Source organism: Streptomyces sp. NPDC026246, assembly GCF_055567995.1.
Map to the genome: position 1 here is coordinate 302,166 of NZ_JBVHPJ010000008.1, position 16,457 is coordinate 318,622.

Consider the following 16,457-nt stretch of genomic DNA (forward strand, 5'->3'; position numbering starts at 1 on the left):
CCGTTTCGCGCACGGGCCGGGGCCGCGGTCAGGGCAGCGAGAGCGTCACCATCTCCGCGAGAGCGTCCGGAAGATCGGTGATCTGTTCCAGCAGCGCGCGCAGGTCCTCTTCGCCGACGGTGTTCCGGCCGGTCAGGCAGTGGCGCAGCAGCCGGTGCAGCGCCTGCTGGCCGTGCTCGTGTCCCAGCCCGTTGAGGGCCTGGCGCCGGGCGAACGCCTTGACGAGCCCGAGGTAGTGGTAGTCGCCGTTCTCACCGGTCTCCACCACATGAGCGTCCACGAGGGCTTCCATGACGGCGGTGGCCTCGTCGACCGGCAGGTCGAGCACCGCCGCGGCCATGGCGGCGTCCAGCCGGCCGCAGTCGGGAACGGCGGCGAGGTGGAAGGCGTCGCGGTGGCGGGTGTCCATGCGCGCCTGGGCCTCGCGGAACGGCCTGTCGACGATTTTGCAGTCCTCGTGCATGACGACCGGCTGGCGCAGGTCGTCGTCGAGCTGGGCCAGGATCTGTTCGATCGTCCACGACGGCCGGGCGTCCAGCCGGGCGGCCGCCACGTGCACCGAGAGCGGCTGGTAGGAGCAGGCCTGCACCAGGTGGCTGGCCGCTTCCCGCTCGGCGAACACGCGCCGGGTGCCGGAGATGGCGGCGAGCAGGTGCAACGCGTCCTCGGGCTGCAGGACGCCGAGGCGCAGCCAGGGGATGCCGGGCAGGTCGGTGATGCGGCGCGGGCTGGTCATGAGGACGGCGCAGCCCGGGGAGGCCGGAAGCAGGGGACGCACCTGCTCACCGCTGGACGCCGCGTCCAGGACGATCAGCAGGCGGCGCCCTGACACCGTCGTACGCCACAGCGCGGCACGTTCGTCCAGCGACGCCGGCAGCCGGGACACCCCGACCGCCCGCAGGAACCGGCCGAGCACGTCCAGCGGGCCGGCCGGGTCGGCGAATCCGCCGAGGTCGGCGAAGAGCTGCCCGTCGGGGAACTGGTGGCGCTGGGTGTGTGCGACGTGGACGGCGAGCGCGGTCTTGCCCATCCCGCCCAGGCCGGTGAGGCCGATGACCGGGGCGTGCGCGGCGTCGCGCAGCATCAGGGACAGTTCCGCGATCTCCGCGCGGCGCCCGGTGAACACCGCCAGGTCCGCCGGGAGCTGAGCCGGAACCGGCGCTGGGGCCGGGGACGGCTCACGGCCCGCGGGGGCGGGCGCATCGTCGTCGTCGTGCAGGATGCGGTCGTGGAGGGAGCGGAGTGCGGGCCCGGGGTCCACGCCGAGCTCCTCGCGCAGGAGCCGCCGTGTGTGCTGGTAGGCGGCCAGGGCCTCGGCCCGGCGGCCGGCGCGGAACAGCGACAGCATGAGCTGCTCGTGCAGCCGTTCCCGCAGCGGGTGCTCTCGCGCGGCCGCCCGGATCTCGGACGTCAGATCAGGATGCCCTCCGGCCTCCAGTTCGAGGTCGAACACCTCCTCCAGGGCAGCCAGCCGCAGTTCCCCCAGCCGATCGCGCTCGAGTTCGAAGAAGGGGCCCCGGACACCGGCCAGGGCCGGTCCCTGCCACGTGGCGAGGGCCTGACGCAGGAGATCGGCGGCACGCGCCACGGCGCCGGCGCGGCGCTCCCGGTGAGCCTGGGCGGTCAGCTCCCGGAACCTTCTCAGGTCGGATGTCCCGTGACGCACCGTGAGACGGTAGCCACTGCCGATCGATTCGATGACCGCCACGCCGTCAAGGACCGGGCGCAGACGATAGACGTACGTGCGCACGGTGCCCCGAGCACCTCGGGGCCCCTGCTCGCCCCACAGGGCCTCGACGATCGCCTCGGTCTCCACCGGGCGCCCCTCGTGGAGAAGCAGCAGGGCGAGCAGGCCACGCTGCTGTGGAGATCCGAGGTCGATCTCCTCGTCCCGCCGCCATGCGCGGACGGGGCCGAGAACGGAAAGACGCATCACGCGACCGCACCCTATCTTTCTCGTGCCCGCCCGCATCCGGCTCGGGGCGGGTGGGGGACCCGGGTCCTCCCGTCTGCATCTGCGCTCCCGACTCGGCCGGGCGGTCACCAGGACCAGGTGTCACCCCGCCAGCCCTCACGCGGCGTCGGAGGCGAGCGCTTCCTTCACGGCGGCGAGACCGGCGGCCTGTGCGACGACGGGCCGGTACCCCAGCTCGGCCACGGCTTTGTCGGTACGCAGCGTGCACGACTGCCCGACGAACCACCGGGCGGGTACCGGCACCACCTGGGCGGCGGTGTCGGCGTCCATGTCGGGAATGGGCACGTCGACGCCGTGGAGCGAGAAGACCGTCTCCAGGAAGTCCCGCAGGATCACCGGGTGCTGGTCGGTGACGAAGTAGGCCTGGCCCGGCCGGCCGTGCCGCCAGCCGAGGATCAAGCCCTCGACGGCGTTGTCCACGTACGTGACGTCGGTGGTGTGCCGGCCGCCCTCGATCCAGGCGAACTGCCCGGCCTCGGCGGCGGCGGCCAGGCCCTCGGTCAGGCTGCTGCCGGGGCCCCAGACGAACCGCGGCCGTATGGAGACGGTCGTGAAGCCCGGGGCGTCGGCGTCCAGCACGACCTGCTCGGCGATGGCCTTGACCGCGCAGTAGGCGGCTTCGGAGTCCGGCCTCAGCGGTGCGGTCTCGTCCACGTCCAGCAGCGGTTCGCCGGCCAGGAGCGCGGACTCGCTGCCGCAGTGGACGAAGGTGGCGACGCCCGCGGCACGGGCCGCTTCCACCGCCGCTCGGGTGCCACCGACCGTCACCTTCTCCTGGCGCTCGCGGTCGGCGGTGATGTCCGTCTCGGCGGCGAGATGGAACAGCACCTCACTGCCTGCCACCGCGTCCTGCCAGCCGGCCGCCTCCGTCACCTCGCCCCGCACCGGCTGCGCGCCGAGGGCCGCGACCTTGTCGGCCGACGCTTCGCTGCGGACCAGGGCGCGGACCGTATGGCCTTCTGCGACGAGCCGGCGGATCAGGGCGCGTCCGATGAAACCCGAGCCACCCGTGACGAATGCCTGTGCCATGGGAAGCCTCCCTTCTCGTGTACGACGCCTCCGCCCGCTGCGGGCGCAAGGCCATGTGGTGTGCAGCGATCAGGGTCCGGCGGTTGTTCCCTCGAAGTCATTCATGAATCGACGGTCTGCCATAAGAAGTGTGGATGGGTCGTGGCCGGCACTCGGAGCCGCCTCGCCGGAGCCGCGGTGCGGGTGCCCGGGTCACTCGTCCGCGGCTGCGGCGGTCCCGTCGAGCTGTGTCCGTACGCCGCGAGGAACCCGCACCCCGCGACGGCGCAGCCCCGCGATGAACCGGGCGACGAGCGGATCGGGTTCGGCGGAGGTCACCGCCATCAGTTGCCTGGTCCACCGCGGCGAGAACGACCGGACCACACCGGGAAAGCCCGCACCGACCGCACTCGCCGGACAGACCGCGACGCCCAGCCCGGCGGCGGCGAGCTGCGGCGCCGCGACGGTGACGGACGTCCGCATGACCACCTCCGGGTGGGCACCGGCCCGGGCGAAGGCCTGGTCGAGCCATGCGCCGAGGGCGTTGTCCGCCGTGAAGTGCACGAGCTGTGCGCCGTCGAGGTCCCGCAGCCGCAGTGCGGCCCGCTCGGCCAAGGGGTGGCTGGTGGGCGCGGCCAGCACGATCTCCTCCTCGGCGACCGCAGTGACCCGGAAACGGTCGGACGGGGGGTCCGGCAGCACCGCGACGTCGACGTCGTCGGACTCGACCAGCTTCAGTGCCTCGTCCATGACGGTGAGCTCACGCAGGGAGACGGCCACGTCCGGGTGGCGTCGGCGCCAGTCGCGAAGCACGGGAGCGAGCAGGGCGACCGTCAGGCTCTGCGCGCAGCCGATCCGCAGTGACCCGCCCCCGGCCTCCCCCACCGCCCGCGCCGACCGGACGGCGGCCGTGGCCGCCTCGACCGCCCGCCGGGCGTCCGCGACCGCCACCCGTCCCGCGGCGGTGAGCCTGACCCCCCGTGCCTCACGACGCAGCAGGGCCGTGCGGGTCTCGCGCTCCAGTGTCGCGATCTGGTGGGACACGGCGGGTTGCGAGGAATGCAGCAGCAGTGCGGCCTGCGTGATCGAGCCGGTGTCCGCCACGGCGATGAGACATTGCAGGGCGCGAAAGGATGGCATCCACAGATGCTATGGCAGTCCCGCGAAGCATCGATGACGCGACGGGCTCGTCCCGGTCCCGCATCCCGTCATCGCTCGCCGCCGGCCGGCCGTCCGGCCAGCCGGGTGATCCAGGCGGCCGCCCCGGGGGCGTCCGGGACCACCGGGACGTCCTCGGGGACCGGTGGTCTGCGGACCACGACGACCGGCACGCCCGCCTCCCGCGCCGCGGTCAGTTTCGGGGCCGTGGCCGTCCCCCCGCTGTCCTTCGTCACCAGCACGTCGATGCGGTGCCGGCGCAGCAGCTCGCGTTCGCCGTCCAGGGTGAACGGCCCGCGGTCGAGCAGCACCTCCATGCGGGGCGGGTGCGGCGGTTCGGGCGGGTCGACGGACCGTACGAGGAACCACGGGCCGTCGAGGTCGGCGAAGGCGGCCAGGCCCATCCGGCCGGTGGTGAGGAAGACCCGCCGGCCCAGCGCCGGCAGCAGCACCGCGGCCTCCTGGAGGGAACCGGCCTCGTGCCAGTCGTCGCCCGGCACGGGGACCCAGCCGGGACGCCGGAGCGCGAGCAGGGGAACATGGGCGGTGGCGGCGGCCCGCGCCGCGTGGAAACTGATCGTCCCGGCGAAAGGATGCGTGGCGTCGATGAGCGCGTCCACCTCATGCTCGCGCAGCCATGCTGCGAGCCCTTCGGTCCCGCCGAAGCCGCCCACCCGCACCTCGCCGGGCGGCAGCCGGGGCGTGGCGACCCGCCCGGCCAGCGAGTTCGTCACCCGCGTGCCGGGCGGCGCCCCGGCCGCCAGGAGCTCGGCGAGGCGGCGGGCCTCCGTGGTCCCACCGAGGATGAGTACGTGCACGACGGTCCGGTCCCTTCCGAAGAGCCAGCCATGACCAGCGAGGCCGAGGGCGGTCGCAGCGCCCAACTCAAGCACACCGGTCTGCGGCCGGGCTGGACGACCGGTGCCTGCGCGACCGCCGCGACGACGGCCGCGTACACCGCCCTGCTCACCGGCGAGTTTCCCGACCCGGTGACGATCACCCTGCCGAAGGGGCAGACCCCGGCGTTCGCGCTCGCGGCGGAGGAGCTGACCGGCGCGTCGGCGATGGCGGGGATCGTGAAGGACGCCGGTGACGACCCGGACGTCACGCACGGCGCGCTGGTGCGGGCCACCGTGCGGCTGCTGCCCGAGGGGTCCGGGGTGGTCTTCCGGGCGGGCCCCGGGGTGGGCACGGTCACCCGTCCGGGCCTGCCGCTGGAGGTCGGTGAACCGGCCGTGAACCCGGTGCCGCGCCGGATGATGCGCGACCACGTCGCGGAGGTCGCCGGGCGGCACGGCGGCACCGGGGACGTGGAGATCACGCTCTCCGTCGACCACGGTGAGGAGATCGCCCGTTCCACCTGGAACCCCCGGCTGGGCATCCTGGGCGGGCTGTCCATCCTCGGCACGACCGGGATCGTCGTGCCCTACTCCTGCTCGGCGTGGATCGACTCGATCCGGCGCGGGGTGGACGTGGCCCGGGCGGCGGGGCGCACCCATGTGGCGGGCTGCACGGGCTCGACCTCGGAGAAGACGGTCGTCGCCGAGTACGGGCTGCCGCTGGACGCGCTGCTGGACATGGGCGACTTCGCGGGCGCGGTGCTGAAGTACGTCCGCCGCCACCCCGTGGACCACCTCACCATCTGCGGCGGCTTCGCCAAGCTGTCCAAGCTGGCGGCGGGCCATCTGGACCTGCACTCGGCCCGCTCCCAGGTCGACAAGGGCTTCCTGGCGTCGCTGGCCCGCGAGGGCGGGGCGGACGAGGCGCTGGCCGCACAGGTCGCCGACGCCAACACCGGCCTCGCCGCACTGCAGTTGTGCCTCGCGGCCGGGGTCCCGCTGGGCGACCTGGTCGCGACGACGGCCCGCGACGAGGCACTGGCCGTCCTGCGCGGGGCGCCGGTGGCGGTGGACGTCATCTGCATCGACCGGGCCGGCACGGTGGTGGGACGCAGCGAGGTGGCGGGCCCGGGTCCCGGCCGGTCCTGAACTCCGGCCGGTCCGAACCCCGGCCGGTCCTGACCCCCCGGCGGGCACCGGGCGGCCTGGGCTGCCGGGGCTTCAGCAGGAGTGGCGGTCGCGTTCCGGGGAGTACAGGTGGCTGTCGCGGAAGTGCTCCGCGCCCAGCGTGCGGCCGACCATGATGACCGCCGTGCGCAGCACCCCGGCCTCCTTCACCTGCCCGGCGATCTCGTCGAGCGTGCCGCGCAGGACCAGCTCCTCGGGGCGGGAGGCGTAGGCGACGACGGCGGCGGGGCAGTCGGCGCCGTAGTGCGGGAGCAGCTCCGCCACGACGCGGTCCACGTACCGGGCGGCCAGGTGCAGCACGATGAGCGCGCCGCTGCGGCCGAGAGTGGCCAGGTCCTCGCCCTCGGGCATGGCGGTGGCCTGCTGGGCGATCCGGGTGAGGATGACGGTCTGGCCGACGGTCGGCACCGTCAGCTCCCGCTTCAGTGCGGCCGCCGCGGCGGCGAAGGCGGGCACGCCGGGCACCACCTCGTAGGGGACCCCGGCCGCGTCCAGCCGGCGCATCTGCTCGGCGACCGCGCTGAACACCGACGGGTCCCCGGAGTGCAGCCGGGCCACGTCGTGGCCCTCCTCGTGCGCGCGCACCAGCTCGGCGGTGATCTGGTCCAGGTCGAGCCGCGCGGTGTCCACCAGGCGCGCGCCCGGCGGGCATTCGGCCAGCAGTTCGCGCGGCACCAGGCTGCCCGCGTACAGGCAGACCCGGCAGGCGGCGAGGGTGCGGGCGCCGCGCACCGTGATCAGGTCGGCGGCGCCGGGGCCGGCACCGATGAAGTACACGGTCATCTGTCTGCTCCTGGAAGGGTCGGAGGGTTCCTACGCGTCCTTGCGCACGGCCCACTGGGTCACCGGCATCGCCTGCCGCCACCCGGTGAAGCCGCCCACGGGCACCGCGTGGGACACGGCGAGCCGCACCAGCTCGCCGCCGTGGCGCCGGCGGGCGTCCGCGAGCAGCGCCTCCGACTCCAGCGTCACGGTGTTGGCGACGAGCCGCCCGCCGACGGGCAGGGCCGCCCAGCAGGCGTCGAGGAGTCCGGGCGCGGTGAGCCCGCCGCCGATGAACACCGCGTCCGGGCGCGGCAGTTCGGCCAGTGCCTCCGGGGCGGCGCCGGTGACGACCCGCAGGGCGGGCACGCCGAGGCGCTCGGCGTTGCGCCCGATGCGCGCGGCCCGCACCGGGTCCCGCTCGACGCTGACCGCCCGGCAGGAGGGGTGGGTGCGCATCCACTCGACGGCGATGGAGCCCGACCCGCCGCCGACGTCCCAGAGCAGCTCCCCGGGGGCCGGGGCGAGAACGCCCAGGGTGACGGCCCGCACGTGCCGCTTGGTCAGCTGCCCGTCGTGCTCGTACGCCTCGTCCGGCAGGCCCGGTGCGGCGCCCAGGCGCGGGGCGTGCGGGGCGCGGCGGCACTCCACGGCGACGATGTTGAGGGGGTCGCCGGGCGCGAGGGAGAAGCCGTCGGCGGTGACGGCGTCGCCCACCCGCTCCTCCGGTCCGCCGAGCTGCTCCAGGACCCGCAGGCGGCTGGGTCCGAAACCGCGGTCCCGCAGCAGGGCGGCGACCTCGGCCGGGGTGTCCGCGCCGGCGCTCAGGACGAGGATCCGCCGCCCCTGGTGCAGGGCGGCGGCGAGCCGGGCGGCCGGGCGGCCCACCAGGGTGACGACCTCGGTGTCCTCGACGGGCCAGCCGAGCCGGGCGCAGGCGTGGGACACCGAGGAGGGGTGCGGCAGCACGCGGACGGGCCCGTGCACTTCGGTGAGGGTGCGTCCGATGCCGTGGAACATGGGGTCCCCGCTGGCCAGTACGGCGATCCTGCGGCCGGCGTGCGCGGCGAGCAGGCCGGGGACGGCCGGGCGCAGGGGCGAGGGCCAGGCGACGCGTTCACCGGCGCACTCGGGCGGCAGCAGGTCCAGCTGGCGCGGACCGCCGAGAAGCACCTCGGCGTCGCGCAGCACGGCACGGGAGCCGCCCGGGAGCCCCGCCCAGCCGTCGGCGCCGATCCCGACGACGGTCACGGCGGCCGGCGCGGCGGGGTCGGCGGGGCGTTCGCGGGTCACGGCTCGGTACCTCGGGGCTCGGTGGACGACTCCGAGGCACTTTACGGGGCGGTGGCCTGCGCTCCCGCGCTCGGGTGGGCCCTGGGCAGGCGGTTGGGCGGCGCCCGCCGTCCGGGCAGCGGCCCGGACGGTCTCAGGCGTCGTACGGCCCGTCGGCGCCCCGGACGCCGGGCCCGGGGCGGGCGGGGGCGAGGCGGCGGTAGGCGGCCCGGGCGTGCACGAGACGGGCCAGGCCGGTGCCGACCAGGGCGGCGGTGCACAGGCAGACCAGCCAGGGGGTGTCCCGGTGCCCGGCCCAGGTGAGGACACCGGCGGGCGGGATGGCGAACCCGTTGAGGAACAGCCAGCACAGGACGGCCGTCCCCGGGGCGGCCGTGAACCGGGCGCACAGGCCGAGCACCGCGGCGAGCAGGGACAGCGCGGCCAGCGCGAGGTCCGCACGGCCCGGCCCGGCCACCGTGTTCAGCACGGCCACCAGCAGCAGGGCCCCGACGCCCGCCCCGACCCAGACCAGCGGGGTGGCCACGGGCTGCGGCACGGGTCTGGCTCCGGCCCCCAGCGGCTTCCACTCGATCATGCCGGTACTCCCTTCCGGTGCTCCTGCACGGGAATTGTCCCCTCCGCCCGTCCGCCGGACGTGGGCGGACGGTTCGCGGGTGCTCGCCAGCGTGCCAGGACGGCGGGTCCCCGGGAACGGCCGAACCGGCCAGCCCCGGGCCGCGCGGCGGCACGGCGTCCCGCGCCCGGCGGCCGTCGCGCCGTCATGACTCGGGGACCGTCCCGGTCCACAGCTCCCTGGCCGGCCAGTCGAGCAGCCGGGCGCCGAGGACGGCCGTCTGCAGGGTGTAGCGGTGGTCGGGGTCGGTGGCGTCGTTGCCGGTCAGGCTGTGGATGCGCTCCAGCCGGTAGGTCAGCGCGCGCACGCTCAGCGACAGCTGCCGGGCGGCCGCCGCGGCCACGCACCCGGAGTCGAAGTACGCGCTGAGGGTGTCGAGCAGCGGCCGCGCCCCGCCGCGGGCCCGCTCCAGCGGCCCGAGCGTGTGCTGGACCAGGTCCATCAGGGCCTGCCGGTCCCGGGCGAGGACGGGGAAGACCAGCAGGTCGGCGGCGCGCAGCAGCGGGTCGTCGAAGCCCATGCGCTGTGCGACGTCCAGGGCGTTGAGGGCTTCCTCGTAGCTGTGACCGATGCCGACCGCGCCCTTGCGCGGCCGTCCCAGGGCGACCTGCCCGGCCCCGGTGACGGCGTGCACGAGCCGGGCGAAGTGGGTGAGGACGTCCTCCTGGTCGCCGGGTGCGATGCACACCATCCGCCCGTCCTTGGTGGTGAACAGGATGCGGCGGTTCTCGAACCGGGCGAACAGCTCGCCCGCGACCTGCCGGGCGACCGGGTCGGTCTCGTCGCAGGGCTCCGGTGCCTCGGCCACGGCGACCGCGTGGGCGCGGGACAGGCGCAGCCCGAACCGCTCGGAGCGCGCGGCCAGCTGGCCCGGGTCGCCCCGCCCGTGCAGCAGGTCGTCGATGAACTCCCGCCGGGCGGCCTCCTCCTTGCGTACGACGATGCGTTGCGCGCGTTCGTAGCCGTCGGCGAAGGCGTCCACCGCCTGTTCGACGACGGCGAGGACGCTGTCCGGGTCGGCGGCCGGGGGACGGCAGGTCCGGCCGACGGCGAGGTGGGCGCGCACCAGGGCGCGCCAGCCGTGCCCGGCCTCGGCCGCCCGGGCACCGAGGGCCCGGCGCGACTCGATCTCCTCGCGGGTCAGGCGCCGGCCCGTGGCACAGGCGTCCCGCAGGATCTCCTCGAAACCGTCGAGGAAGACCTCGGCGGTCGCGGCGAGTTCCTGCCGTGCGATGTCAGCGGTGCGCATGCGCGACCTCCTGGGCGTGACCGGGCCGGGGCCCGGTGGCGGCGTCCCCTGCGGGGGGTCCGGGGGGCCCGGGGGGTCCGGCTTCCCCGACGAGCCCGGCTTTCCCGGCCGGTCCGGCTTCCCCGACGGGTCCGGCTTTCCCGGCCGGTCCGGCTTCCCCGGCCGGTGTGGCCGTCGCGACGGCCGTCCCAGGGGCCGGGCGGCGGGTCAGGCGCAGGGCGAGGGGTTCGGTCCAGCGGGCCGCGAGCGGACCGAGGATCACCAGGATCAGGACGTAGGCGGTGGCCAGGGGACCGACGCGGGGTTCGGCCCCGACGGCGAGCCCGGCGATGACGATGGAGAACTCGCCGCGGGCGACGAGGGTGCCGCCCGCCCGCCAGCGGCCCCGCGCCGAGACGCCCGCGCGGCGGGCCGCCCAGTAACCGGTGGCGATCTTCGTCAGGGTGGTGACGACGGCCAGCGCGAGGGCCGGCGCCAGCACGGGCGGGATGGCGCCGGGGTCGGTGTGCAGGCCGAAGAAGACGAAGAACACCGCGGCGAACAGGTCCCGCAGCGGGGTGAGGAGGCTGCTGGCGCCCTCGGCGACCTCGCCGGACAGGGCGATGCCGACCAGGAACGCGCCGACGGCGGCGGAGACCTGCAACTGCTGGGCGAGGCCCGCCACGAGGAGGGTCAGTCCCAGGACGACCAGCAGGAGCATCTCGGCGTTGTCGGAGGAGACCGCGCGGCTGACCAGGCGGCCGTGACGCAGCGCCACGTAGAGGACGGCGCCCACCGTGCCGAGCGAGATGAGCAGGGTGACCGCACCGCCCGCCAGGCTCACCCCGGCCAGCAGGGCGGTGAGGATCGGCAGGTAGACCGCCATGGCCAGGTCCTCCAGGACCAGCACGCCGAGGACGACGGGTGTCTCGCGGTTGCCGAGCCGGCGCAGGTCGCCGAGCACCTTGGCGATGACGCCGGAGGAGGAGATCCAGGTGACCCCGGCCAGGGCGACGGCGGCCACCGGTCCCCAGCCCAGCAGGAACGCCATGGCGGCGCCCGGGGCGGCGTTGAGGACGAAGTCGACGGCTCCGGAGGGGTACTGCGTCTTCAGGGTCGTGACGAGCTCGGAGGCGCTGTACTCCAGGCCGAGCAGGAGCAGCAGGAGGATGACGCCGATCTCGGCGCCGGTGGCGACGAACTCCTCGCTGGCCTGCAACGGCAGGATGCCGCCCTGGCCGAAGGCGAGTCCGGCCAGCAGGTACAGGGGTATGGGCGAGAGGCCCACGCGTCCGGCGAGGCGCCCGAGCAGGCCCAGGGCGAGGATGATGGCGCCGAGTTCGACGAGCATGGCGGTGGTGTCGTGCACGGGCGTCTGACCTCCGTGATCGGGTCTGCGGCGTCTGTGCCGGGGCGGGTGGCGAGGGCCCGGCGCGGGGCCGGGCGTCGCGCACCCCACCGCGGTGCGGCTGCGGTTGCGGCCGCGGGCCGGTGGCGTGACCGGGGGTTGCGGCCGGTGGGCGTCGGTGGGTGAGCGGTGGGGGTGTGCCGGGCGCCGGTGGTGACGGGGGACCGGGGGCGGCGTCCGGGACGCCGGGCCGGGAGGCGGGGCCGGGACCGGCCGGACAAGTCCGTGGAGCCGCTGGGGCGTTCGGGCCGTGCCGTTTCAGCGGAGCGGGCGGATCACCGCGGCAGTCGTCACCGGGGTGCGCGCCTCAGCCGGAGAAGGGCGGGTCACACGGCCCGGTCGATATCGGGAACGCCGTCACGGGCGGCGTTGTGGACGCGTACGCGCATCACACGACCCATGTCACGCCCCCTCATCAGCCGGCCCGGGACCGGGCGACCACCTTGCGACGAACGAACGAGCGGCCGGGCGACTGTGCGCGGCGGCGCTCACCGGAGCACGAGGCTCGTGACGGAATCCTAGCGCACGTCAACGGACAGTGATCGTTCAGGTGTTCTGCCAGGGGGCGGGGCCGGGCCGGACGGGAGGCGCCGCCCCGACCGGCATGCCGGTCGCCGACGGCGCCTCATTCCGCGCCCCGTGGTGGCCGCGGTTCAGCCGGTGACCGCCTGGGCGCTGCCGTTGACCCTCCGGGTGACGCCCTGGAGCAGTTCGGCGAGGTCGACCCCGGTGGTGGAGCCGAGCAATTCGATGCCCTGCGCCACGTTGTCGGCGACCGTGCGCGTCAACTGGCTCGCCCCGTCCGTGGAGATGACGGTCATCTTGTCCACGGCGGCGAGCGGTTCGGACGCCTTCGCGACCACCTGCGGCAGCACCTCCACCAGCATCTGCAGGACGGCCGCGTCGCCGTACTGCGCGAACGCGTCGGCCTTCTTGCGCATCGCCTCGGCCTCCGCCGCGCCCCTCGCGCCGGTCGCCGCCGCTTCGGCCTCGCCCTCCAGCCGGACGGCCTCCGCGATCGCCGCGCGCCGGGACCGCTCGGCCTCGCCCTGCTTGAGGCCCTCCACGGCCTGGGCCTCGGCCAGTGCGCCGCGGCGCTGCTTCTCGCCCTCACCGGTGAGCCGGGCCCGCTCGGCCTCGGCCTGGGCCGCGGCGATCTGGGCCAGCCGCTCGGCCTCGGCCTGCTTGACCCTGGCCACGCGCCGGGCCTCGGCCTCCTGCTCGGCGGCGTAGCGCTGGGCGTCGGCGGGCTTGCGGACCTGGGTGTCGAGCTGGCGGTCGGTCAGCGCGGCCTGCCGTTCGGCGACCTTCTCCTGCTGGGTGAGGATCTCCTGCTGCCGGGCCGCCTCGGCCAGGGGCCCGGCCGCGGCGGCACGGGCGGCTGCCTCGTCGGTCTCCGCCTTGATCTCCGCCTGCTTCAGGGAGAACGTCCGCTGGGCGACGGCGATCTCCTCCTCGGCCTTCAGCCGGGCCTGCTCGGCGGCCCGCCGGGCGACGGCCTCGGCGATGTCGGCCTCCTGCTTGGCCCGGGCTGCCTCGGGACGGCCGAGGTCCTCCAGGTAGGAGCCCTCGGTGGTGATGTCCTGGATCTGGAAGGCGTCCAGGACGAGGCCCTGCCCCGACAGGCTGGCCTCGGCCTCCTCGGCGACCTGCCCGGCGAAGGCGGCCCGGTCGCGGATGATGTCCTCGACCGCCATCCGGCCCACGATCGCGCGCAGGGCGCCGGACAGCACCTCCTGGGTGAAGCCGACGATGCCGTCCTGCTGCATGAGGAACCGCTGGGCGGCGGCCCGGATGGAGTCCTCGCTGCCGCCGACCTTGACGATGGCGACGCCCTCCAGGTTGGCCTTCACCCCGCGCAGGGTGACCGCGCCGCGCACGGCGACGGGGATGTGCCGGGAGGACAGGTCGAGGGTGAACTTCTGCTGCACGAACGGCACGACGAAGACTCCGCCGCCGACCACGACCTTCTGGCCGCTGTTGTCGGTGAAGACCCGCCCGGTCTCCGGGTCGGTGGCCTTCTTGCCGCGCCGCCCGGTGACGATGAACGCCTCGCTGGGCCCGGCGACCTTGTACCGGCTGACGACGACCAGGGCGACGAGGACGAGGAGGACGACGACCCCCGCGACGGCTATGACGACAGAACTCATTCCGGGTCCCTTCGGCCCGCCCGTGTGGACGGTGGTGTGAGGAAGCGCTAGGGGTGAAGCGGTGGGGTACGGCGGAGGACGGCGGGCCCTCCGGCCCGCGGATCGGGCGGCCGGTCCGTCCGGCGCCCGGCGAGCGGGCCCGTCTACCGCTCGACGACGCGCACGGTCACCGCGGTGGACGACAGCGCCTGCTCGACCCACACCTCGGCGCCGCGGGCGATCGGCACCGCGCTGCGGGCCGCGAGCTTGACGGGCTGCCCCGACAGCCGGACCAGCACCTCGCCGTAGCCGGCGGCCGGGATCGCGGTCACGACCGAGCCGGAGACGCCGACCAGGTCGTCGTCACGCGGTGCCGCGCCGGACCGGTCGTCCATCAGCGCCCGCCCGAGGCGGTAGGCGAGCCAGCCGGTGACGGCACCGGCCGGTACGCCGACCCCGATCGCACCGGCCACGCCCCACCCGGTCGTCTCCAGCGCGATCGCCCCGGAGAAGCCGAGCATCGAGACGAAGGCGGCGACGACCGGCAGCGACAGCAGCCCGTCGAGCGCGTCGACGGCGTCGACGGCGCTGAGGAAGCCGTCGAGCACTCCGTCCAGGACCAGGGACAGCACGAGGAGGACGACCCCCGTGACACCGAGACCCAGAAACCAGGCCATGCGTGCTCACCGCCTCCCCGTGCGGTCCCTGTCCCGCTCCCCCGTGGTGAACGCATGCTCACACGCCGGCGCGCCGGCGGACATTGCCCGATCCCGGCAACGTTCCCCCCGGCTTCCCTGCCGCCGGCCCCACCCGAGGTCGCCCCCCGGCGCGTTCCTCATCCACCCGCCGCCAGGTCGCCTTCCGCGCACCCCGGGCGTGAACCGGCGCCGTCAGCCGACCGCCTACGCGAGGACGCCGGAGCGGTCAGCTCGGGGGTGCTGCTCGGACCAGGCCCGTCTGGTAGGCGATGACGACCAGTTGGGCGCGGTCGCGGGCGCCGAGTTTGGTCATGGCGCGGTGGACGTGCGTGCGCACGGTCAGCGGGCTGACGGTCAGGTCGTCGGCGATCTCGGCGTTGGAGCGCCCCTCCGCGGCCAGGGCCATCACCTCCCGTTCGCGCGTCGTGAGGTCGGCCAGGCGCTCGGGGGGTGCCAGGTGGGTGCCGGGGGCGGGGGCCGTGAGGAAGCGGGTGATGAGCGAGCGGGTCGCGCCGGGTGACAGCAACGCCTCGCCGGAGGCGACCGTGCGCAGGCCGCTCAGCAGGGTGTCGGCGGTGACGTCCTTGCCGAGGAAGCCGCTGGCCCCGGCGCGCAGCGCCTGGGCGACGTAGTCCTCGGTCTCGAAGGTGGTCAGGATGAGCACGCGGGTCGCGGACAGCTCCGGGTCCGCGCACAGCACGGAGGTCGCCGCCAGCCCGTCGGTGCCCGGCATGCGGATGTCCATCAGCACGATGTCCGGCCGGTGGGCCCGGGCCAGCTCGACCGCCTCGGCCCCGTCGGAGGCCTCGGCGACCACCTCCATGTCGGGGCAGGAGTCGACGAGGATCCGGAAGGTGGCCCGCAGCAGGGCCTGGTCGTCGGCGAGCAGCACCCTGATGCTCATGCGGGGATGGTTCCTTCCAGGAGGCGGGCGGCGGGCGGCAGCGGCAGCGCGGTGGTCACTTCGAAGCCGCCTTGGGGCCGGGGCCCGGCGCACAGTTCACCGCCGATGGACCGGGCGCGTTCACGCATCCCCACCAGGCCGAAGCCGCGTCCCGTGCCGGCCTGCGGCCTCCCGGCGCCCTCGTTGGTGACGGTGATCAGCAGGCGGGAGCCGGTGTAGGCGAGGCGGACGTGGGCGTCGTCGTCCGCGGCGTGCTTGCTGACGTTGGTGAGCGCCTCCTGCACGATCCGGTACGCCGTCAGGTCCACGCCCGCGGACAGCGGCCGCGGCTCGCCGTCGGTGGTGACGGTGACGCGCAGGCCCGCCGACTCGAACGCGGAGACCAGCTCGGGCAGCCGGGACAGGCCGGGCGACGGTTCGAGACCGGCCGGGCCGGAGGTCTCGCCGTCGTCCCGCAGCAGGCCGAGGGCGGCCTTCAGCTCCCGCAGCGCGGAGGACGTCGTACCGGTCAGGTCGGTGAGGATCTTCCGGGTCTGCTCGGGGTGGGTGCGGGCCAGGTGTGCGGCGGTGCCGGCCTGGGCGTTGGCCAGGGCCATGTGGTGGGCGACGACGTCGTGCAGCTCCCGGGCGATGCGCACCCGCTCCTCGGTGACCCGCAGCCGGGCCTCCTCCTCGCGGGTGCGCTCGGCGTGCTCGGCCCGGGCCTGCACGGACGCGAGGTGGGCCCGCCGCGCCTGGGTGCCCTGCCCGGCGGCGAGGGGCAGCATCAGCCAGCAGAACGGGCCGATGGTCCGCAGCAGCAGCGACAGGTGGTTCATGGAGTCGGCGAACACGGCGGCCACGATCACCGCGACGATGGTGGTGACGCCGTACGCGCGCGTGGTCCGCGGGTCGGTGGAGGCGGCCAGCCAGTACAGCGCCGCCATGACCGGTGCCAGCAGCAGCGGGGTGACCAGGTAGCCGAAGGTGACCGCGACGACCGTGCACAGCGTGGTGACGACGACGCCGGTGCGCGGGTAGGCGCGGTGCTTCAGCAGGGCCAGGCAGGAGACGACCATGAGGACGGTGGCGGCCTCGTCCCGGTCCGGCGGGGCCGTGCCCGGCAGGGTGAGCGAGCCGCCGTACGCGGCGCAGCCCATCAGCGCGAGCACCGTCGTCAGGTCGACGAGGAAGGCGTGGCGGTCGGTGAACTCGCCGAGGCGATCCGCGTAGCGCCGCTCCGGGGTGAGGATCATGGGGTTCTCCGGGTGG

General features: G+C 75.1%; 14 protein-coding genes. 1 reads left to right on the plus strand and 13 read right to left on the minus strand.

Features of this window, described 5'->3' with window-relative positions:
• Window positions 1–28: 28 nt before the first annotated feature.
• The 4 genes from ACZ4M5_RS21945 to ACZ4M5_RS21960 all read right to left on the minus strand — a co-directional run bounded on the left by ACZ4M5_RS21945 (window position 29) and on the right by ACZ4M5_RS21960 (window position 4,959).
• Window positions 29–1,933: an AfsR/SARP family transcriptional regulator gene (locus ACZ4M5_RS21945; RefSeq protein WP_467739230.1), complete on the minus strand. Its 1,905-nt coding sequence runs from the start codon at window positions 1,931–1,933 to the stop codon at window positions 29–31.
• A 138-nt stretch (window positions 1,934–2,071) separates the two neighbouring features.
• Window positions 2,072–3,004, minus strand: a complete 933-nt coding sequence (locus ACZ4M5_RS21950) for an NAD-dependent epimerase/dehydratase family protein (RefSeq protein ID WP_467739232.1) — start codon at window positions 3,002–3,004, stop codon at window positions 2,072–2,074.
• A gap of 192 nt (window positions 3,005–3,196) precedes the next feature.
• Window positions 3,197–4,123, minus strand: coding sequence for a LysR family transcriptional regulator (locus ACZ4M5_RS21955; protein ID WP_467739234.1), 927 nt, complete (start codon window positions 4,121–4,123; stop codon window positions 3,197–3,199).
• 68 nt (window positions 4,124–4,191) lie between these two features.
• Window positions 4,192–4,959, minus strand: a complete 768-nt coding sequence (locus tag ACZ4M5_RS21960) for a cobalt-precorrin-6A reductase (RefSeq protein WP_467739236.1) — start codon at window positions 4,957–4,959, stop codon at window positions 4,192–4,194.
• 30 nt (window positions 4,960–4,989) lie between these two features.
• On the opposite strand from ACZ4M5_RS21960, the gene ACZ4M5_RS21965 reads away from it, so the two are divergent.
• Window positions 4,990–6,129, plus strand: coding sequence for a cobalt-precorrin-5B (C(1))-methyltransferase (locus tag ACZ4M5_RS21965; protein ID WP_467739238.1), 1,140 nt, complete (start codon window positions 4,990–4,992; stop codon window positions 6,127–6,129).
• Between the two features lie 72 nt (window positions 6,130–6,201).
• On the opposite strand, the gene cobM is transcribed toward ACZ4M5_RS21965, so the two are convergent.
• The 9 genes from cobM to ACZ4M5_RS22010 all read right to left on the minus strand — a co-directional run bounded on the left by cobM (window position 6,202) and on the right by ACZ4M5_RS22010 (window position 16,441).
• Window positions 6,202–6,951, minus strand: a complete 750-nt coding sequence (gene cobM, locus ACZ4M5_RS21970) for a precorrin-4 C(11)-methyltransferase (protein WP_369196736.1) — start codon at window positions 6,949–6,951, stop codon at window positions 6,202–6,204.
• Between the two features lie 30 nt (window positions 6,952–6,981).
• A complete protein-coding gene (cbiE, locus tag ACZ4M5_RS21975) occupies window positions 6,982–8,181 on the minus strand; it encodes a precorrin-6y C5,15-methyltransferase (decarboxylating) subunit CbiE (RefSeq protein WP_467739474.1) in 1,200 nt (399 codons plus the stop codon).
• Between the two features lie 175 nt (window positions 8,182–8,356).
• Window positions 8,357–8,800 (minus strand): hypothetical protein, encoded by a 444-nt coding sequence (locus tag ACZ4M5_RS21980; RefSeq protein ID WP_467739240.1) that lies wholly within the window; start codon window positions 8,798–8,800, stop codon window positions 8,357–8,359.
• Window positions 8,801–8,984: 184 nt separating this feature from the next.
• Window positions 8,985–10,088 (minus strand): PucR family transcriptional regulator, encoded by a 1,104-nt coding sequence (locus ACZ4M5_RS21985; RefSeq protein ID WP_467739242.1) that lies wholly within the window; start codon window positions 10,086–10,088, stop codon window positions 8,985–8,987.
• Complete coding sequence (locus tag ACZ4M5_RS21990; protein ID WP_467739244.1) at window positions 10,075–11,436, minus strand: cation:proton antiporter; 1,362 nt, start codon at window positions 11,434–11,436, stop codon at window positions 10,075–10,077. Before ACZ4M5_RS21990 ends, ACZ4M5_RS21985 begins: the two co-directional genes overlap by 14 nt.
• A 692-nt stretch (window positions 11,437–12,128) precedes the next feature.
• Entirely contained in the window at window positions 12,129–13,625 is a 1,497-nt protein-coding gene (locus ACZ4M5_RS21995; protein WP_467739246.1) for an SPFH domain-containing protein, read from the minus strand.
• 143 nt (window positions 13,626–13,768) lie between these two features.
• On the minus strand, window positions 13,769–14,281 hold the full coding sequence (locus ACZ4M5_RS22000; RefSeq protein ID WP_467739248.1) for a hypothetical protein: 513 nt from the start codon (window positions 14,279–14,281) through the stop codon (window positions 13,769–13,771).
• Window positions 14,282–14,528: 247 nt separating this feature from the next.
• Window positions 14,529–15,206, minus strand: coding sequence for a response regulator transcription factor (locus tag ACZ4M5_RS22005; protein ID WP_467739250.1), 678 nt, complete (start codon window positions 15,204–15,206; stop codon window positions 14,529–14,531).
• Complete coding sequence (locus ACZ4M5_RS22010) at window positions 15,203–16,441, minus strand: sensor histidine kinase (RefSeq protein ID WP_467739252.1); 1,239 nt, start codon at window positions 16,439–16,441, stop codon at window positions 15,203–15,205. The genes ACZ4M5_RS22005 and ACZ4M5_RS22010 overlap by 4 nt, the downstream gene beginning before the upstream one ends.
• Between the last annotated feature and the right edge of the window lie 16 nt (window positions 16,442–16,457).